An 18,655-nucleotide genomic window follows, 5' to 3' on the forward strand; every position below is an offset into this window, starting at 1 on the left:
GTCGACTTCCAGACGCGCCAGCTCTCGGCGGCGCGGTGGAGATCCTCGAGGAACTCCGACCCGAGGGAGCGGACGAGCACCCCAAGGCCAAGCACGAGCTCCTGCAGTCGACGGTGGAGATCATCACCGGCATCTGCGGCACGGTCGCCGAGGCGAAGGCGGACCTGGCCGGCACGCTCGCCGAGGTGGCGGCCGCGGCGGAGCGCCGGGGGCTGGGCCTCATGTGCGCCGGCACGCACCCGATCACCGACTGGCAGAGCCAGCTCATCTCGCCGAAGGAGCGCTACCTCCAGCTGGTCGAGCGCATGCAGTGGCTCGCCCGCCGGCTGCAGATCTTCGGCGTCCACGTGCACGTCGGCGTGCGGGCGCCGGAGAAGGCGATCCCCATCGTCAACGCGCTCTGCCAGTACGTGCCGCACTTCCTCGCACTGTCGGCGTCCTCGCCGTTCTGGGTCGGCTGCGACACGGGGCTGGCCTCGGCACGCGCCAAGGTCTTCGAGAGCATGCCCACGGCGGGGCTGCCCTACCAGCTCTCCGGCTGGGACGAGTTCGAGACGTACATGGAGACGCTCATCTCCACGAACGCGATCGAGAGCGTCCGCGAGGTGTGGTGGGACATCCGCCCGCACCCGGGCTTCGGGACGGTCGAGCTGCGGATCTGCGACGGGCTGCCGACGCTCGACGAGGTCGGCGCGGTGGCGGCGCTGAGCCAGTGCCTCGTGGAGCAGTTCGACACCCAGCTCGACCGGGGCTACACGCTGCCGACGCCGCCGAGCTGGGTGCTGCGCGAGAACAAGTGGCGGGCCGCCCGGTACGGCCTCGACGCCGACATCGTCGTCGACGAGAAGGGCACCGTCCGGCCGGTGCGGCAGTCGATCCTCGACCTGGTGGAGGACCTCACGCCGACCGCGAAGCGGCTGGAGTGCGAGCAGGAGCTGGCCGACGTCGAGCGCGTCCTCGCCGTCGGTGCCTCCTACCAGCGGCAGCGGGCGGTCGCCGCGGCGTCGGGCGGGAAGCTCGAGCCGGTCGTCGACAGCCTCCTGTCGGAGATGCGGACGGGCCTGCCGTCCGACGGACCGGCCGGCGGCTGGTCCGGGCCCGTGCCGGGGCCGGCGGACTGCTCGGGCGGGCACGCGGCATGACCCCGGTCGTCGAGAAGCTGAGCGCCGAGGTCGACGACTGGGTGGCGAAGAACAACGCGTCGCTGATCGCCACCCGACGGCACATCCACGCCCACCCCGAGCTCGCCTTCGCCGAGTTCGAGACCTCCTCGTACATCGAGCAGCGGCTCCGCGAGGTCGGGCTCAGGCCGCGCCGGCTGCCCACCGGCACCGGCCTGGTGGTCGACGTCGGCTCGGGTGGGGCGGGCGGGGAACCGATAGTGGTGCTGCGCGCCGACATCGACGCGCTGCCCATCGCCGACCTCAAGGACGTGCCGTACGCCTCGACCCGGGAGGGTCTCGCGCACGCCTGCGGTCACGACGTGCACACCACCGTCGTCCTCGGCGTCGCGCAGGCGCTGGCCTCCCTCGATGGCGTGCCCGGCCGGGTGCGCTGCGTCTTCCAGCCGGCCGAGGAGGTCATCCCCGGCGGTGCCAGCGAGGTGGTGGCGGCCGGAGTCCTGGACGGCGCCTCCCGGGCGTTCGCCCTGCACTGCGACCCGTCCGTGCCGGTCGGCAGCATCGGCCTGCGCACCGGTGCCATCACCGCCGCCTGCGACCGGCTCGATGTCACCCTCACCGGCCCCGGCGGGCACACCGCACGGCCGCAGCTGACGGTCGACCTCGTCGACGCCCTGGGCCGGCTGATCACCGACATGCCCGGTTTGCTCTCCCGCCAGGTCGACCCCCGGTCGGGGTTCTCGCTCGTGTGGGGCGCGGTCAACGCCGGGATCGCCGCGAACGCCATCCCGCAGCGCGGCACCCTGCGCGGCACCGTCCGGGTGCTCGACCGGGACGCCTGGAAGGGCGCCGAGGACCTGATGCGGTCGCTGGTCGAGCGCGTCGTCGCCACGACCGGTGCCGACGTCGACGTCGACTACGTGCGCGGCCTGCCGCCGGTGGTCAACGACCCGAGGGCGGTGGCGCTGATGCGCGCCGCCGCACTGGACACGGTCGGCAGCGACCACGTGGTCGTGACGCCGCAGAGCATGGGCGGGGAGGACTTCGGCTGGTTCGCCGAGGTGCTGCCCATCGCGCTGGCCCGCCTCGGCACGCACGGCGGCGGCCCGCCGCTGGACCTGCACCGCGGCACCTTCGACGTCGACGAGCGCGCCATCGGGGTCGGCATCCGGCTGATGGCGCGGACGGCGCTGCACGCGCTCGAGGCCGACGCCCAGCCCTCCGGCGCGGGCGGAACGACACCCCCTCGCACCCGCAAACCCGCCCCCGGAGACACTGCTTCCCGACGAACCGTCGACGAGAGGCGGGAGCACGACGATGAGCCCCACCGACCAGCAGGCTGACACGCAGGCGCCGGCGCACGCCGACGCCGAGGTGCCGGCCGAGCATGCCGTCCCCGAGACGCTGGCCCTGGCCGCGGAGTTCGAGGCCGCCACGCGCGACCAGTGGCGCGAGCTGGTGGCCGGCGTGTTGCGCAAGACCGGGCGGGAGGAGCTGCCCGACCCGGTCGAGGAGGCGCTGGCCCGCACCGTCGCGACCGGCGTCCGCGTGGCCCCGCTCTACACGGCCGAGGACGCCGGCGACCTGCCGGCCGTCGTAGGGGTGCCCGGTCTGCCGCCGTTCGTGCGCGGCGCCACCGCTGCCGGCTCGATCGGCGCGAGCGGAACCCCCGCGGCCTGGGACATCCGGCAGCGCCACGCGCACCCGGACGTCGCCGTCACCAAGGAGGCCGTCGCGGCCGACCTGGAGAACGGCGTCACCTCGTTGTGGCTGCAGCTCGGCGAGGGAGCGGTCCCCGTCGCCGCCCTGGGCGAGGTGCTCTCCGACGTGCTGCTCGACCTGGCGCCGGTGGGCGTGAGCGGCGGCACGGCGGCGGCCGAGGCGTTCCTGGCGATCGTCGAGGGCCGCACGGACCTGGCCCCCGGGAGCTCGCTCGGTCTCGATCCCCTCGGCGAGCACGCGGCGACCGGCCGGCGGCAGGACCTGTCCGGCCTGGGCGACGTCGCCCGCCGGGCCGCGGCCCACCCGGGGCTGCGGACCGTGGCCGTGGACGCCACCGTCTTCGCCGACGCCGGCGCCTCCGCGGTCGAGGAGCTCGGCTGCTCCCTGGCGGCCGGGGTCGGCTACCTGCGGGCGCTGACCGACGCCGGGCTGAGCGTCGACGAGGCGTTCGCGCAGCTGGACTTCCGGTACAGCGCGACGGCGGACCAGTTCACGACGATCGCCGCGCTGCGCGCCGCGCGGCGACTGTGGGACCGTGTCGGCGACGTCAGCGGCGCCTCGCCCGAGGCGCGGGCGCAGCGGCAGCACGCCGTCACGTCGTCGGTGATGACGACGAAGCGCGACCCCTGGGTCAACATGCTGCGGACGACGGTGGCCTGCTTCGCCGCCGGCGTGGGCGGCGCCGACGTGGTGACGGTGCAACCGTTCGACTCGGCGCTCGGGCTGCCCGACTCGTTCTCGCGGCGGATCGCCCGCAACACCCAGAACCTGCTGGTCGAGGAGGGGCACCTCGCCCGCGTGCTCGACCCCGCCGGGGGCTCCTGGTACGTCGAGTCGCTCACCGACTCGCTGGCCCGGGCCGCGTGGGGCTGGTTCACGGAGATCGAACGGGCCGGTGGCCTGGTCGAGGCGCTGGACTCCGGCCTGGTCCGCGATCGCATCGCCGCAGCCTGGGACGACCGGGCGAAGCGGCTGGCGACGCGTGCTGACGCGATCACCGGCGTCAGCGAGTTCCCGAACCTCACCGAGAGACTGCCCGCGCGCGAGCCGCTGGCCTGGTCGCCGCCGTCCGGGGGACTCCCGCGGGTGCGCGCGGCCCAGGAGTTCGAGGAACTGCGCGACCGCGCCGACGCGGTCATGTCATCCGACGGCGGGACCCGGCCGGCGGTCTACCTCGCCACGATCGGACCGGTCGCGAAGCACACCGCGCGCGCGTCGTTCGCGGGCAACCTGTTCCAGGCCGGTGGCCTGGCCACGCCGTCGGGGGACGGCGTCGAGGGCCTCGCCGAGGCCGGGACGACGGTGGCCTGCATCTGCGGCACCGACAAGGACTACGCGACCGAGGCGGCCGGGCTGGCGAAGGAGCTGCGGGCCGCCGGCGTCACGCAGGTGTGGCTCGCCGGCAAGCCGGAGCTCGGCATCGACGGGGTGGACGGATACGTGTACGCCGGGTGCGACGCGCTCGCCGCGCTGCGGACGGCCCACGAGCAGCTGGGAGTGCAGGCATGAGCCAGATCCCCGACTTCGGCAGCGTCGAGCTGGGCCGGCCGCAGGCGTCGGCCGCCCACGACGACTGGGCGAAGGCGTTCAAGGAGACGGCCCACCGCGGCGTCGAGGAGGCGGTCTGGGAGACCCCGGAGGGCATCGCCGTCCCGCCGCTGTTCACCTCCGCGGACCTCGACGGGCTGGACTTCCTCGGCACCTATCCGGGCATCGCCCCCTACCTGCGCGGCCCGTACCCGACGATGTACACCACGCAGCCGTGGACGGTCCGGCAGTACGCCGGTTTCTCCACCGCCGCGGAGTCCAACGCCTTCTACCGGCGCAACCTCGCCGCCGGGCAGAAGGGCCTGAGCGTCGCGTTCGACCTGCCGACCCACCGCGGCTACGACTCCGACCACCCGCGCGTCGTCGGCGACGTCGGCATGGCCGGCGTGGCCATCGACTCCATCCTCGACATGCGGCAGCTGTTCGACGGCATCCCGCTGGACCGGATGAGCGTCTCGATGACGATGAACGGCGCCGTCCTGCCGGTGCTCGCGCTCTACATCGTCGCCGCCGAGGAGCAGGGGGTGGCGCCGGCGCAGCTGACCGGGACCATCCAGAACGACATCCTCAAAGAGTTCATGGTGCGCAACACCTACATCTATCCGCCCAAGCCCTCGATGCAGATCATCAGCGACATCTTCGCGTTCACCTCGCAGGAGATGCCGCGCTTCAACTCGATCTCGATCTCGGGGTACCACATCCAGGAGGCCGGGGCGACGGCCGACCTGGAGCTGGCCTACACGCTCGCCGACGGCGTCGAGTACCTCGAGGCGGGCAAGGACGCCGGGCTCGACATCGACGTCTTCGCCCCGCGGCTGTCGTTCTTCTGGGCCATCGGCATGAACTTCTTCATGGAGGTCGCGAAGCTCCGCGCCGGGCGGCTGCTGTGGGCCAAGCTGGTCAAGGAGGCCGGCGCGCAGAACCCGAAGTCGATGTCGCTGCGCACCCACTCGCAGACGTCGGGCTGGTCGCTGACCGCGCAGGACGTCTACAACAACGTCGTCCGCACCTGCCTGGAGGCGATGGCCGCCACCCAGGGGCACACCCAGTCGCTGCACACGAACGCGCTCGACGAGGCACTGGCGCTGCCGACGGATTTCTCCGCGCGGATCGCCCGCAACACCCAGCTGCTGCTGCAGCAGGAGTCGGGGACGACGCGGGTGATCGACCCGTGGGGCGGCTCAGCGTACGTCGAGAAGCTGACCTACGACCTGGCCCGCGCGGCGTGGGCGCACATCCAGGAGGTCGACGAGCACGGCGGCATGGCGCAGGCCATCGACGACGGCATCCCGAAGCTGCGCATCGAGGAGGCCGCGGCCCGCACCCAGGCGCGGATCGACTCCGGCCGGCAGCCGGTCATCGGCGTCAACAAGTACCGCGTCGACGCAGACGAGGCGATCGAGGTGCTGCGCGTCGACAACGCCGACGTGCTCGCCCAGCAGAAGGCCAAGCTCGAGCAGCTCCGCGCCGAGCGGGACGGCGGCGCCGTGACCGAGGCCCTGCGCCGGCTCACCGACGCCGCCCGCGCGGCCGCCGAGGGACGACGGGGGAGCGAGCTGGACGCCAACCTGCTCAAGCTCGCCGTCGACGCCGCCCGCGCCAAGGCGACCGTCGGGGAGATCTCCGACGCGCTGGAGGAGGTCTACGGGCGGCACGCCGGCCAGGTGCGCACCATCTCCGGTGTGTACCGCGACGAGGCAGGAGCGTCCGGGCCGATGGAGGAGACCCGCCGCATGGCCGAGGCGTTCGCCGACGCCGAGGGGCGTCGCCCGCGGATCCTGGTCGCCAAGATGGGCCAGGACGGCCATGACCGCGGCCAGAAGGTGATCGCCACCGCGTTCGCCGACCTCGGGTTCGACGTCGACGTGGGCCCGCTGTTCCAGACGCCGGAGGAGGTGGCCCGGCAGGCGGTCGAGGCCGACGTCCACGTCGTCGGCGTCTCGTCGCTGGCCGCCGGCCACCTCACCCTCGTGCCTGCCCTGAAGCAGGCGCTCGGCGAGCTCGGAGCGGACGACGTGATGATCGTGGTCGGCGGTGTGATTCCGCCGGACGACGTCCCGACGCTGAAGGAGATGGGCGCCGAGGCGGTCTTCCTGCCGGGCACGGTGATCGCCGAGGCGGCGCAGGAGCTGCTGCGGAACCTGTCGTCCCGTCTCGGGCACTGATGCGTCGAGACGTCGACGTCCCCGCGCTCGTCGAGGGGGTGCTGGCCGGTGACCGGCGGGTGGTGGCGCGCGCCATCACGCTCGTCGAGTCCCGGCGGGGCGACCACCGCGAGCAGGCGCAGGAGCTGCTGGTCGAGCTGCTGCCGCACGCCGGGAAGGCGCGGCGCGTCGGCATCAGCGGCGTCCCCGGCGTCGGGAAGTCGACGTTCATCGACCAGCTCGGGGTGACCCTCACCGGCGCCGGCTCGAAGGTGGCGGTCCTGGCCGTCGACCCGTCGTCGGCCCGCTCCGGAGGGTCGATCCTCGGTGACAAGACGCGCATGTCGCGGCTGGCTGTCGACCCGCACGCGTTCATCCGGCCGTCGCCCACCTCGGGCACGCTGGGCGGGGTCGCGCAGGCGACGCGCGAGTCGATGGTGGTCGTCGAGGCAGCCGGCTACGACGTCGTCCTCGTCGAGACGGTCGGGGTCGGGCAGTCAGAGGTGACGGTCGCGGAGATGGTCGACTCGTTCCTCTTCCTGACCCTCGCGCGCACCGGCGACCAGCTGCAGGGGATCAAGCGCGGCATCCTCGAGATCGCCGACGTGATCGCGGTGAACAAGGCCGACGGCCCCGGCGCGCCCGATGCCCGCAAGGCCGCACGCGAGCTGGCCGGCGCCATCCGGATGCTGCGGGGGCACACGGAGAACGGATGGGACGTCCCGGTGCTCACCTGCTCGGGGCTGACCGCCGAGGGGCTCGACACCGTCTGGGCCAAGATCGTCGAGCACCAGGACCGGATGACTGCCTCGGGCGAGCTGGGCGAACGCCGCCGCACCCAGCAGGTCCGCTGGACCTGGCAGCTGGTGCGCGACTCGCTGGAGCACCAGCTCCGGTCGCATCCGGGGGTCCGGGCCACCGTCCCGGACCTGGAGAAGGCGGTGCTGGCCGGCGAGCTGACGCCGGCCCTGGCCGCGCGGCAGATCGTCGACACCTTCCTCGCCGCCGCGACCGAGGCACCCCCCGGCTAGGGCAATCCCCGGCTAGGGCGTCACCGGCTCGACCGTCCCGTCGGCCTGCACGAGGCCGAGCCACATCCCGGCCTCCCGGTCGAGCACCTCGTCCGGCGGGCCGGTCAGCGACATCTCCCACACCTGCTCGGTCCAGGCGAGGGGGGCGGCTGTTCTCCCTCCCACGGCACGGTGGCCGGTGCGTGGGTCACGAGGAACGCCTCGCCGCCGAACGCCCGCCGCGCCTCGGCCAGCAGTTCGGGCGTGGGCTCCCGCACCAGGATCGCCGGCACGTCGCAGAGGACGAGGACGGTGTACAGGTAGGTGCTGATCCCCGCCACCACGGTCGGCCGCCCGTCGATCTCCGCGCAGACCGCCCGGTTGCCCTCCAGCGCGCCGGCATGGTTCGTGCGGGCCCACAGGGCGGGAGCCGACGTCAGCGGCCAGGCCGCGGTTCCCAGGGTCAGCGCAGCACCGAGCAGGGCGGCCCCGAGGCGGGTGGGTCCCGCACCGGCGCGGGCGCGGGCGACCAGCCACCGCGCCACCCACACGGTGGCCAGCAGCATGCCCGGGACCACCACGGGAAGGAAGCGGCGCATCGCCCAGATCTGGTCCGGGGTGATGTTCGGAGCGGCCAGGTACAGAGCGGCGCTGGGCAGGAAGAGGGCCGAGAGCCACAGGAGCTGGGTCTGCCTCGACCTGGCGCCGACGACCACCCAGGCGAGCAGCCCGCCGAGGCCGAGGAGCACCACTGGCCACCCGTAGTACCAGCTGATCCACTCGAACGACTGCTCGGCGTAGGACCGCGTTCCGTCGACCGGCAGGCCCTCGCGCTCCTGCGTGGAGCTGACCAGGCCGTTGCCGGAGCGGTTGTGCCCCACGTACCACCAGGTCCGGCTGAGCAGCGCCAGGAACGCCACGGCGCCGAGGCCCGCTCCCGCCGTCGCGGTGAAGCGAAGGCCCCGGACGAGGCGGCCCAGCCGATCCGCGGGCACCGGGACGAGCGCGCTCACGAGACAGAAGACCGCCGCGACCGCCAGGGCGACGCCCAGCATCCGCAACTGCGGGCTCAGGTCGGCGACGTAGGTGCCGCTGTGCAGGAGTCCGTCGGCGAGACCGAGCAGCACGCCGGGGACGGCGCCGGTCAGGACCAGCGGAGCAGCCCATCGCCGGTCGCCGGCGTTGCGGTCGGGGTGCAGCATGGCCGCGACGGCGACCCCCACGAGGACGCCGATCAGCGGCAGCGTCCCGTCCACGCGGGCCAGCCCGACGCCGCCGAAGGCCGCGCCGGCCAGCAGGTACCCGCTGACGCGATCGTCCTTCCAGGCGGTCCACAGCAGCGACGTGCCGAGGAAGGCGAACGTCATGGCGAGCGGTTCGGAGTAGAGCGCCCGGCTGACCTCGAGCATCGGCAGGGAGGCCCCGAGCGCCAGGACCGGAGCCAGCGCCCAGAACGGGCCGAGGAGGCGACGGCCCAGGACGTAGAGCGCGAGGAGTGCGGCCGCACCGCACGCCACGTTTCCCCACAGCACCGCCTCCTCGCCGAAGAGCCAGCCGACCGCCGCCGAGACACCGGAGACGAGGTGCAACCCCTGCGGGCCCCACGTGCTGGGGACGAGTTCGAACCCGTCGCCGGTGCTGATCAACCGGTGGCCGTCGACCGACGGGCTGGGGTGGTCGAGCAGCCACAGGGCCGCGAGGGTGTAGAGGTCGGGGTCCCGGTCGACGCGGACACGCTCGGACGGGTAGGGCCGGTTGAGCAGGAACCACGTGGCGACCCCAGCCAGGGCCAGCAGTGAACCGGCTGCCGGCCGCCACGCCCGGAGTGCATCGTCCCCCTCCCGGGAGGCGGGGCCGGGGCGGAAGCGTGCGGTCAGCACCATGACGACGACGGCGGCCGGAACGACGACGACCGGCCGGAAGAAGCCGAGGACGTAGGCGGTCGCGGCGACGTAGCCGAACCACAGGAGGGCCATGAGCAGCCGTTCCGGGGCGGTCGCCACCACCCCCAGCACGCCGTGGCGGGGCGACCTCGCCCGGTCGGGCGCACGTGGCTCTTCCGCCACCGGCGCCTCGACGGTCACCTCGGCAGCCTACGTTCGAGTCGCGCGCCGACTCCCGGGGCGGACCGTGCTCGTCGGTACAGTCGGTTTCCGTGACCAGCCCGACACTCCTGGTCCGGGCCGCGCAGGGAGTCCGCTGGCCGTTGCTGGTCTTCCTCCTGTGGCGGTCGGTCCAGGGGCTGCTGGTGGTGGCGTTCGGCGGCGACCTCCGGATGATGATGCACTCGTGGGACGGCGCCTGGTATCTCTCGATCCTGCGGCAGGGCTACGTCGCGCCGGCCGGTGGCTACGGCGAGGAGTCCAACCTCGCGTTCTTCCCCGGTCTGGTCTGGGCGACCGACGCCGTGCGGCTGGTGGTGGGCAGCGAGACCGCCGCGACGCTCCTGGTGGCCAACGGCCTGGCCCTGGGCGCGTTCGTGGCCGTCTGGGGCGCCGTCCGGGCGTGGCAGGGTGAGGACGCCGCGCGCCGGGTGACCGTGCTGCTCGCGCTCTTCCCGACGTCCTACTACCTGTGGATGTACTACTCCGAAGGCCTGCTCGTCCTGGCCACCGCGGCGGCCGCCTGGGCAGCGCGCCGGGACAGGCACAACGCCGCGACGGCGTTCCTCGCCGTCGCCTCGACGGCCCGGCTCGTGGGGGTCGCCGTCGGTCCGGCGCTCGCCCTGGCCCGCGTCCTGCGGCTGCGCCGGGTGGACTCGGTGAGCATCCGCTACGTCCTCGGCTCGGCCGCCGGGCTGGGCGCGGTCATGGTCCGCCAGTTCGCCGAGGCCGGCGACCCCCTGGGCTTCCTGCACGCCGGCGAGGCCTGGGGGCGCGAGTTCGCCGGACCCTGGACGCCGCTGCACGACGCCGCCTGGGCGATCGGGTCAGCCCTGCCGGTGGTCGAGGACGACGTCCTCCTCGACGCGGCGGGGATCGTCCTCGTCGGCTGCCTCCTGCTGCTGATGTGGCGCGGCAGGCGCCGCGACGAGTGGCCGCTCGAGTCGAAGATCCTGGCGACCGTGCTGTGGTCGATCCCGGTCTGCAGCCGGCTCATCGGCGGTCAGCTGCGGTACATGCTGGCGTGCTGGCCGGCGCTGCTGGTGGTGGCCGACGCGTGGCCCCGGCTCTCCCTGCGCGTCCGCGCACTGGTCGTGGGTGGATCGGTCGGGGTGACGCTGCTGCTGCTGCACCACGTGTCCCACCTGATCTACACCGGCTGACCGGCCGCCGTCCGCGGCGCATCAGAAGGCGGTGCGGCACTCCCGGGAGCGCAGCTCGGTCACGTAGTCGGTCGGTGCGCCCGCCGCCTCGGCGGCATCGGCGATCCCGCCCAGGTGACGGGCCGAGGGGAGTCCGCCCTCGAAGGCGTCCAGCACGTAGACGTAGGCGACCTGGTCACCGGTGAGCGTGTGCACGCGCAGGTGGACGCGGCGGTAGAGGCCCCGGTCGGCGCCCTCCCACGCGTCCAGCGCCCGCTCGTCCCCGTCGGTGAGGTCGTAGAGCGCGACGAACACGCCTTCGCCCGAGGGGTCGTCGTCCGGCACGAGGGTCGCCAGTGCGCCCTCCCAGCCGTACTCCTCGGCGCCGAAGGTCAGCCGCCACCCGCGGATCCAGCCCGTGCCGGTGTGCGGGGACGAGGGGCAGCGCCGCAGCATCTGCGCGGGGTCCATGTTGGATCCGTACGCGGCGTAGAGGCCCATCGCGCCGAGCCTAACGACCGGCTCCGCCGGGCCGGAGGACGCCGGTCACAGCGCCCGGCGACGTCTGCGGGGAGAATGGCGCGCGACGTTCGCCCACAGGCACTCGGAAAAGAGACCCATGACTACCCGCATCGTGATCATCGGCGGCGGACCGGCCGGCTACGAGGCGGCGCTCGTCGCCGCCCAGCTGGGTGCCGAGGTCACCATCATCGAGCGGGACGGCATGGGCGGGGCCAGCGTGCTCACCGACTGCGTGCCGTCCAAGGCGCTCATCGCCTCGGCCGAGGCCATGACCGCGGTACGGGACTCCAAGGTGCTGGGCGTCCAGGGCACCGACCCGGCCGGCGTGGGTCTCGACCTCGCCTCGGTCAACCGCCGGGTCAAGGGGCTGGCCATGGCGCAGTCGGCCGACATCCACTCCCGGCTGCAGAGCGAGGGTGTACGGATCGTCAGCGGCTCCGGCCGGCTGGCCGACGACGTGCCGGGCATGGCGGCCCACGAGGTGGAGATCCTCGACGCCGACGGCACCGTCGTCGACGAGATCGAGGGGGACGTCGTCCTCATCGCGACCGGCGCCGATCCCCGCGTCATCCCGGGAGCCGAGCCCGACCACGAGCGGATCCTCGACTGGCGCGACGTCTACGAACTCGAGGAGATGCCCGAGCACCTGGTGGTCGTCGGCTCCGGCGTCACTGGGGCCGAGTTCGCCTCCGGCTACCTCGAGGCCGGCGTCCCGGTCACGCTCGTCTCCTCCCGCGACCGGGTGCTGCCCGGGGAGGACGCCGACGCCGCCGAGGTGCTCGAGGAGGTCTTCCAGTCCCGCGGCGGGCGGATCACCGAGCGCGGCCGCGCGGCGAGGGTGACCCGCACCGAGAAGGGTGTCCTCGTCGAGCTCACCGACGGCCGCACCGTCGAGGGCTCGCACGCCTTGATGACCGTCGGCACGGTCCCCAACACCGCCGGCCTGAACCTGGCGTCGCACGGCGTCGAGGTCACCGGGTCCGGTCACGTCGTCGTCGACCGCGTCTCGCGGACGACGGTGCCCGGCATCTACGCCGCCGGCGACGTGACCGGGGTCTTCCAGCTCGCCTCGGTCGCGGCCATGCAGGGCCGCATCGCCATGTGGCACGCGCTGGGCGAGGCGGTGGCGCCGATCCGCCTCAAGACGGTGGCCGCCAACGTCTTCACCCACCCCGAGATCGCGACGGTCGGAGTGCAGGAGAAGTCGCTGGCCGACGACGCCGACATCGACGTCGTCCGGCTGCCCCTGGCCACCAACGCGCGGGCCAAGATGAGTGACCTGCGCGCCGGATTCGTCAAGCTGTTCACCCGCCGCTCCACGGGCGTGGTGGTCGGTGGGGTCGTCGTCGCGCCCGGCGCCTCGGAGCTCGTGCTGCCCATCACGCTCGCCGTGACCAAGGGGCTCACCGCCGCCGACCTGGCGAACACCTTCTCGATCTACCCGTCGCTGTCGGGGTCGATCACCGAGGCCGGCCGCCGGCTGATGGGCGTCGACGAGCTCTCCTGACCCGCAGGAGGGGGCCCGTGCGGCCCCAGGGGCCGATGCGCCCACTGTGACGAGCGTTCCGCTCAATATCCGGACTCCGGTGCCGATGGGCCCGGGCGCCGCCGATGGAACAGTGGATGCCTTCTGTCCACGCGTGCCGTCTCCTGCTGCGTTCCGTCGTCGTCGGGGCGGCGCTCGCGTCCTCCGCCGTCCTGCCCGGCGCGGTCGCGGTCGCCGACGAGCCGGCCGGGACGCCCGTGACCGGCCGTCTGGTGCAGGCCGTCGCCGAGGCCGCCCCCGGCGACCACCATGACCACGAGCACCACGACCACGAGGACGGCGCGCTGGCGTGGGTGCTGCCCGCCGAGGGTGACGCGGTGCCCGTGGACGCCGCGAGCGTCGCCGACGTGCCGGCCGGCGCCACCGTCGAGCTGACCCTCGGCGACGAGGAGGCGGTGCTCGAGAAGAAGATCACCGAGGTGCCGCCGGTCGCCGCGGCACTGGCCGACCCCGCCGGGTTGACCAACCGGGTCACCGTCGTGCTGGTGCGGCCGGGTGGTGCCGGTCGCGACGGCGTGACGGAGGCGGACGTCGTCGACGCGGTCAACGGTCCGGTCGCCGAGTTCTGGGCGGAGCAGAGCGGCGGCGCGGTGACGATCGGCGTCACCGAGTCCTTCGGCTGGACGGCGACCACGGCCGACTGCGGCGTCGGGGCGGCCGACCTGTGGGCCGAGGTCGCCGCCGCGGTCGGCTTCGAGCGCGGGCCCGGCAACCACCTCCTGCTCTACCTCAGCGGCGCCGCCCGGGGCTGCCACTACGCCCTGGCCGAGGTCGGCCGCGCCACCACGACCGGCGGCAACCTGTACGTCCAGACCACCGACCCGTCGGCGATCGCGCACGAACTGGGGCACAACTTCGGCCTCGGCCACTCCTCGGGCGAGCAGTGCGACGGCGCCGTCGAGGGCGGCTCCTGCCGCACGGTCGGTTACCGCGACTACTACGACGTCATGGGCGTCTCCTGGGGTCGCATGGGATCGCTGAACGCGGCGCAGGCAGCGCGCATCCAGCTGCTTCCGGCGGCCCAGACGCAGGTCCTCGGCGTCCGCGACGGCGAGATCACCACGACGCTGGCACCCCTGTCCGGCCGGTCCGGGACGCGGGCGCTACGACTGACCGACGCCGCGGGCGTCGACTACTGGCTGGAGTACCGCACCGCGACCGGCCGCGACTCGTGGCTGGGCACGCCTGCGGACCCGCGTCGGCTGGAGACAGGGGTCCTGCTGCGCCGCGCCGGGACGCGGCTGCCCGACACCTCCGTACTGCTCGACGCCAGTCCGAGCCCGGCCGCGGGCTGGAACGCCGACCACCAGGTCGCGCTGCCGGTCGGCGCGCCGGTGGCGGTGTCCGGCGGCCAGTTCTCGGTGGTCGTCCAGAGCCTCTCGGCGGCCGGCGCGGTCCTGACGGTCACCGCCACTCCACCCCCGGGCGCCGCACCCGCGCCCGCTGCGGAACCGACCGGGCCGGAGCCGACCACTGGCGTCGTCATGCCTGCTGCCGGGGTCCGAGCTGCGCCCGCTCCGGTGACCGCCGGCGCGCTCCCGGTAGAGGCTGCCGCCGGGAACGACACGGGGGCGGGCCAGCCGGACGCTCCGGCCCTCGAGTCGGCGGCCGACGTGGATGCGTACACCGGTCGCCTGGCCACCCTGGGGGCCGGGGTGCTGGCCGGTGCCGGTGCGCTGGCCGGCGCCCTGGCACTTGCCCTCCGCAGGAGGCGATGGGCGAGGACGCGGCCCTGACCGTCACGCCTTGGCGCGGTACTCCGCGCTCGAGACGATGCTGGCGATGATCTGCTCGTCCCGAGCGCCCCGCTGGATCGCGCTGACCCAGCTGCGCTGTCCGGCCGGGTCGATGCTGCGTCCCAGCAGAGTCAGGTAGTAGCCGTTCACGACCGCGGTGAGGTGCTCCGTGGAGTACAGGAAGCCGCTGGCCACGCTGGAACGGCTGACACCGTCGCGGAGCCGCTTCTCCCAGTGGTCGACCTCGCTGGCCGCGGGGGTCCGACCGAGGACGCTCTGGTAGAGGGCGGTGACCCACTTCCGGTCCGTGGAGCCGGCCTTGACGTAGAACTCCTTCGAGGCCACGAAGCCGGCCTGCATCTGCTCGATGTGCCTCCCGCGGTCCATGGCGGTCAACCAGTTGCTGAGGCCCGTTGCGTCGGGCTCGCGGCCGAGGTAGCGCCGGTAGGAGTTGGCTATCAGGCGGCTGCGGAACTCCCTGCTGGCGGTGATGGCGTTGGAGACCGCGCTGTACGGCGTGCCGCTCTTCAGCGCGGTGGACCAGGAGTCCAGACCGACCGGGTCCGGGCTGCGGTTGAACAGGTGCCCGTAGACGCTCGTCACGTAGCGGGCCACCGTGTCCGTCGGTACCACGGCGTTGCTGGCCTGGGACGCCGGGCCAGTGCCGACCCAGTTCTCGGCGGTGACGGTGAAGCTGTAGCTGGTGTCGTTGGTCAGGCCCGTCACCGTCGCGGACGTGACGCCGGTCGTCGTGACGGTGGCGCCGCCCGGGCTCGCGGTTACCCGGTACCCGGTGACGGGGCTGCCGCCGTCCGGCGGCGCCGTCCACGCGACCGTCGCACGGCCGTCGCCGGCCTGCGCCGTCACCGTGGACGGTGCGGCGGGCGACGTGGCGGTGAGCAGCTCGTAGGCATCGACGACGCCGTAGCCGCTGTTGCTGTCGAAACCGGCGGTCTCGATGTCATCGGCCGTGGCCCGGAGGGCGGCCCGCACCTGTGCCGGGGTGCTCGCCGGGAACCGGTGCAGGAAGCGGGCCACGACGGCGGCCACGTTGGGGGCGGACATCGACGTACCGCTGGCGTAGCCGTACCCACCGGCGGTCCGGGTGGACAGGATGGACACGCCCGGTGCCGACAGGAGGTTGGTCGGTCCGCTGTAGCTGAACGACGCCGTGACGCGGTTCGCGTCCGTGGCGGCGACGGCGATGGCGCCGGGCGAGGCTGCCGGGTAGGTCACGGCGTTGCCATCCTGGCGGTTGTTCCCCGCCGATGCGACGACCACCACGCCCTGGCCGACTGCGAACTCCACCGCGGTGTCGTACTTCTCGTCGTAGGGCCCGCCGAGGCTGAGGTTGATCACGTCGGCGCCCTTGCTCACCGCGTGGGTGATGCCTTCCGACACGGTGGCGGAGGAACCGAAGCCGTTCACGTCGAGCACCCGGATCGGGATGATCGACGCGTTGCTGGCTCCGGCGATGCCGAGCCCGTTGCCGATGCCGGCGGAGATCTGGCCGGCCACGTGCGTGCCGTGACCGTGCGGATCGGAACAGCCGTCCCCGGCCGGGTCGATGAAGTCGGCGCCCAGGTCGCACCGCACGCGGCCGGTGAGGTCCTCGTGCGTGGCATCCACCCCGGTGTCGAGCACCGCGACGGTGAGACCCGTCCCGTCCGGTGCCCCGCCGGGGAGCCGCCCGATGCCCATGTCGTCCAGTCCCCACTGGTCGCCCCGGTAGGGGTCGTCTGCCAGGAGGGCGACGGGGACGTCCACCGACACGGTGACCGAGCCGGGGAGTGCCCGGAGTTCCGCGGCCACGGCGGCCAGCTCGGAGGGGGCGGCCGGGCGGGTGACGACCTCCGCCTCGCCGTTGGTGATCACGATCGCCGACACACTGTCGAGCCGGCCGACCGGCTGAGTCAACGTGTCAGGATCCGGAGCGACCGTGGGAACGCTGACGGGAGCCGCCGGGTCGTCAGGGACGCCCGGGGGCCCGGCCAGCGCTGGTGTTCCGGAGACGATGCCGCCCACCAACGCCAGGGCCAGCGCCGGCGGTGCAATCGACCGGAGCCGGTTCTTCAGCGATGCAGGGGGGCGCAGGGGAACTCCTCGAGGTGGGACGTCCCTGTTGCATCGGCGGCCGGTGACCCGCACTGAACCGGAGCCACCCGTTGGGGGAATGTGCTCCGGGGAGACTGCTGCAGTGCCTCGCGCGCGAACGCCTACCCGTCGACGTCGGCGATGGTGCAGATCACGGCGCCGCTGGTGACGGCGGCGCCGACCTCGGCCGACAGCCCGGAGATGGTGCCCGCCTTGTGCGCGGTGATGGGCTGCTCCATCTTCATGGCCTCGAGGACGACGATCAGGTCGCCGGCCTCGACGGTGGCGCCGTCCTCGACGGCCACCTTGACGATCGTGCCCTGCATCGGCGAGGTGAGGGCGTCGCCGGACGCGCCGGAGCCGCCGTGGCCGGACCCCGCTTGCGCGGCTTGGCCGCCGCACCGGGGGCGGCGCCGCCGCCTCCGGCCGCCAGACCGGCCGGCAGGGAGACCTCGAGCCGGCGGCCGCCGACCTCGACGACCACGGTCTGCCGCGGCGCCTCCTCGTCGGCCTCGGCCGGGGCTGCGGCGTAGGGCGGGACCTGGTTGTCCCACTCGGTCTCGATCCAACGGGTGTGCACGGTGAACGGCTCGCTGGTGAACGCCTCGTCACGGACGACGGCGCGGTGGAACGGGATGACCGTCGGCATGCCCTCGACGACCAGCTCGTCGAGCGCGCGGCGCGAGCGCTGCAGCGCCTCTTCGCGGGTGGCGCCGGTGACGATCAGCTTGGCGAGCATCGAGTCGAACGCGCCGGCCACCTCGCCGCCGGTCTCGACGCCGGAGTCCCACCGGACGCCGGGGCCCTGCGGGATCTCCAGCCGGTCGACCGGGCCGGGAGCCGGCATGAAGTTGCGCCCGGCGTCCTCGGCGTTGATCCGGAACTCGATGCTGTGGCCGCGGGGCGTCGGGTCCTCGGTGATCTCCAGCGGCAGGCCGTCGGCGATGCGGAACTGCTGGCGCACCAGGTCGATGCCCGACGTCTCCTCCGACACCGGGTGCTCGACCTGCAGGCGCGTGTTGACCTCGAGGAAGGAGATCGAGCCGTCGGCACCGACCAGGTACTCGACGGTGCCGGCACCGTGGTACCCGGCCTCCTTGCAGATGGCCTTCGCCGACTCGTGGATGCGCGCGCGCTGCTCGTCGGTGAGGAACGGCGCGGGCGCCTCCTCGACCAGCTTCTGGTTGCGCCGCTGCAGCGAGCAGTCGCGGGTGCCGACGACGATCACGTTGCCGTGGGTGTCGGCCAGCACCTGGGCCTCGACGTGCCGCGGCTTGTCGAGGAACCGCTCGACGAAGCACTCGCCGCGGCCGAAGGCGGAGACCGCCTCGCGCACGGCGGAGTCGAACAGCTCCGGGATCTCCTCCGTGGTGCGCGCCACCTTCAGCCCGCGGCCCCCGCCGCCGAACGCCGCCTTGATCGCCACCGGGAGGCCGTGCTCTTGCGCGAAGGCGATCACCTCGTCGGCGCCGCCGACCGGGTCCTTGGTGCCGGGCACCAGCGGCGCCCCGGCCTTGGTGGCGATGTGCCGCGCCTGCACCTTGTCACCGAGGGCGATGATCGCCTCGGGTGAGGGGCCGATCCAGGTGAGGCCGGCGTCGAGCACCGCCTGCGCGAAGTCGGCGTTCTCCGACAGGAAGCCGTAGCCCGGGTGGATCGCGTCGGCGCCGGACTTCTGCGCCGCCTCGATGATCTTGTCGATGACCAGGTACGAGTCGCCCGGCGTGCTGCCGCCGAGCCCGAACGCCTCGTCGGCGGTGCGCACGTGCAGTGCGTCGCGGTCGGGGTCGGCGTAGACGGCCACGCTGGTCAGGCCCGCGTCCTTGCAGGCGCGGGCGACACGCACCGCGATCTCACCGCGGTTGGCGATCAGGACCTTCTGCACCGGAGCACTCCCTCTCGTCTGGACCCGTGGCACTGTAGCCAGCGCCGATCGGGGGACGCGCAGCAGGATGCTGCGCATGGATT

13 protein-coding genes are annotated in these 18,655 nt (G+C 73.5%); 8 read left to right on the forward strand and 5 right to left on the reverse strand.

Features of this window, described 5'->3' with window-relative positions:
- Positions 1–35: 35 nt before the first annotated feature.
- From MVA48_RS19810 to meaB, 5 genes are read left to right on the forward strand one after another with little or no spacing between them, the layout of a single operon-like run.
- Positions 36–1,142 (forward strand): glutamate--cysteine ligase, encoded by a 1,107-nt coding sequence (locus MVA48_RS19810; protein WP_246982748.1) that lies wholly within the window; start codon positions 36–38, stop codon positions 1,140–1,142.
- On the forward strand, positions 1,139–2,464 hold the full coding sequence (locus MVA48_RS19815; protein ID WP_246982749.1) for an amidohydrolase: 1,326 nt from the start codon (positions 1,139–1,141) through the stop codon (positions 2,462–2,464). Before MVA48_RS19810 ends, MVA48_RS19815 begins: the two co-directional genes overlap by 4 nt.
- The gene (locus MVA48_RS19820) at positions 2,439–4,352 is read left to right on the forward strand and encodes a methylmalonyl-CoA mutase family protein (RefSeq protein ID WP_246982751.1); all 1,914 of its coding nucleotides are present in this window, start codon (positions 2,439–2,441) and stop codon (positions 4,350–4,352) included. Before MVA48_RS19815 ends, MVA48_RS19820 begins: the two co-directional genes overlap by 26 nt.
- The gene (gene scpA, locus MVA48_RS19825) at positions 4,349–6,556 is read left to right on the forward strand and encodes a methylmalonyl-CoA mutase (RefSeq protein ID WP_246982758.1); all 2,208 of its coding nucleotides are present in this window, start codon (positions 4,349–4,351) and stop codon (positions 6,554–6,556) included. The genes MVA48_RS19820 and scpA overlap by 4 nt, the downstream gene beginning before the upstream one ends.
- Positions 6,556–7,566 carry a methylmalonyl Co-A mutase-associated GTPase MeaB gene (gene meaB, locus MVA48_RS19830; RefSeq protein WP_246982759.1) on the forward strand — a complete coding sequence of 337 codons (1,011 nt, stop codon included), beginning with the start codon at positions 6,556–6,558 and terminating at the stop codon, positions 7,564–7,566. Before scpA ends, meaB begins: the two co-directional genes overlap by 1 nt.
- Positions 7,567–7,670: 104 nt before the next feature.
- Here meaB and MVA48_RS19835 read toward each other — a convergent pair whose 3' ends face one another.
- The gene (locus tag MVA48_RS19835) at positions 7,671–9,629 is read right to left on the reverse strand and encodes a glycosyltransferase family 39 protein (RefSeq protein WP_246982760.1); all 1,959 of its coding nucleotides are present in this window, start codon (positions 9,627–9,629) and stop codon (positions 7,671–7,673) included.
- Positions 9,630–9,700: 71 nt separating this feature from the next.
- Here MVA48_RS19835 and MVA48_RS19840 point away from each other — a divergent pair, with 71 nt between their 5' ends.
- Positions 9,701–10,810 carry a hypothetical protein gene (locus MVA48_RS19840; protein WP_246982761.1) on the forward strand — a complete coding sequence of 370 codons (1,110 nt, stop codon included), beginning with the start codon at positions 9,701–9,703 and terminating at the stop codon, positions 10,808–10,810.
- Positions 10,811–10,831: 21 nt separating this feature from the next.
- On the opposite strand, the gene MVA48_RS19845 is transcribed toward MVA48_RS19840, so the two are convergent.
- Positions 10,832–11,290 (reverse strand): gamma-glutamylcyclotransferase family protein, encoded by a 459-nt coding sequence (locus tag MVA48_RS19845; protein WP_246982762.1) that lies wholly within the window; start codon positions 11,288–11,290, stop codon positions 10,832–10,834.
- A gap of 118 nt (positions 11,291–11,408) precedes the next feature.
- Between MVA48_RS19845 and MVA48_RS19850 the strand changes: the two genes are divergently transcribed.
- Both MVA48_RS19850 and MVA48_RS19855 read left to right on the forward strand, forming a co-directional pair.
- Entirely contained in the window at positions 11,409–12,818 is a 1,410-nt protein-coding gene (locus tag MVA48_RS19850) for an NAD(P)H-quinone dehydrogenase (RefSeq protein ID WP_246982764.1), read from the forward strand.
- Positions 12,819–12,934: 116 nt separating this feature from the next.
- Positions 12,935–14,593 carry a reprolysin-like metallopeptidase gene (locus MVA48_RS19855; RefSeq protein WP_246982770.1) on the forward strand — a complete coding sequence of 553 codons (1,659 nt, stop codon included), beginning with the start codon at positions 12,935–12,937 and terminating at the stop codon, positions 14,591–14,593.
- Between the two features lie 3 nt (positions 14,594–14,596).
- Here MVA48_RS19855 and MVA48_RS19860 read toward each other — a convergent pair whose 3' ends face one another.
- The 3 genes from MVA48_RS19860 to MVA48_RS19870 all read right to left on the reverse strand — a co-directional run bounded on the left by MVA48_RS19860 (position 14,597) and on the right by MVA48_RS19870 (position 18,572).
- Positions 14,597–16,510, reverse strand: a complete 1,914-nt coding sequence (locus tag MVA48_RS19860; RefSeq protein ID WP_246982772.1) for a S8 family serine peptidase — start codon at positions 16,508–16,510, stop codon at positions 14,597–14,599.
- Positions 16,511–16,809: 299 nt separating this feature from the next.
- Positions 16,810–16,992 carry an acetyl-CoA carboxylase biotin carboxyl carrier protein subunit gene (locus tag MVA48_RS19865; RefSeq protein ID WP_246982774.1) on the reverse strand — a complete coding sequence of 61 codons (183 nt, stop codon included), beginning with the start codon at positions 16,990–16,992 and terminating at the stop codon, positions 16,810–16,812.
- On the reverse strand, positions 16,950–18,572 hold the full coding sequence (locus tag MVA48_RS19870; RefSeq protein ID WP_246982776.1) for an acetyl-CoA carboxylase biotin carboxylase subunit: 1,623 nt from the start codon (positions 18,570–18,572) through the stop codon (positions 16,950–16,952). Before MVA48_RS19870 ends, MVA48_RS19865 begins: the two co-directional genes overlap by 43 nt.
- Positions 18,573–18,655 lie beyond the last annotated feature (83 nt).

Source organism: Blastococcus sp. PRF04-17 (assembly GCF_023016265.1).
GTDB lineage: Bacteria > Actinomycetota > Actinomycetes > Mycobacteriales > Geodermatophilaceae > Blastococcus_B.

Bases quoted from the DNA above. Each gene is read 5' to 3' on its own strand.
- MVA48_RS19815 (WP_246982749.1), top strand. From the start codon at position 1,139: ATGACCCCGGTCGTCGAGAAGCTGAGCGCCGAGGTCGACGACTGGGTG.
- MVA48_RS19820 (WP_246982751.1), top strand. From the start codon at position 2,439: ATGAGCCCCACCGACCAGCAGGCTGACACGCAGGCGCCGGCGCACGCC.
- scpA (WP_246982758.1), top strand. From the start codon at position 4,349: ATGAGCCAGATCCCCGACTTCGGCAGCGTCGAGCTGGGCCGGCCGCAG.
- meaB (WP_246982759.1), top strand. From the start codon at position 6,556: ATGCGTCGAGACGTCGACGTCCCCGCGCTCGTCGAGGGGGTGCTGGCC.
- MVA48_RS19845 (WP_246982762.1), bottom strand. From the start codon at position 11,290: ATGGGCCTCTACGCCGCGTACGGATCCAACATGGACCCCGCGCAGATG.
- MVA48_RS19850 (WP_246982764.1), top strand. From the start codon at position 11,409: ATGACTACCCGCATCGTGATCATCGGCGGCGGACCGGCCGGCTACGAG.
- MVA48_RS19855 (WP_246982770.1), top strand. From the start codon at position 12,935: ATGCCTTCTGTCCACGCGTGCCGTCTCCTGCTGCGTTCCGTCGTCGTC.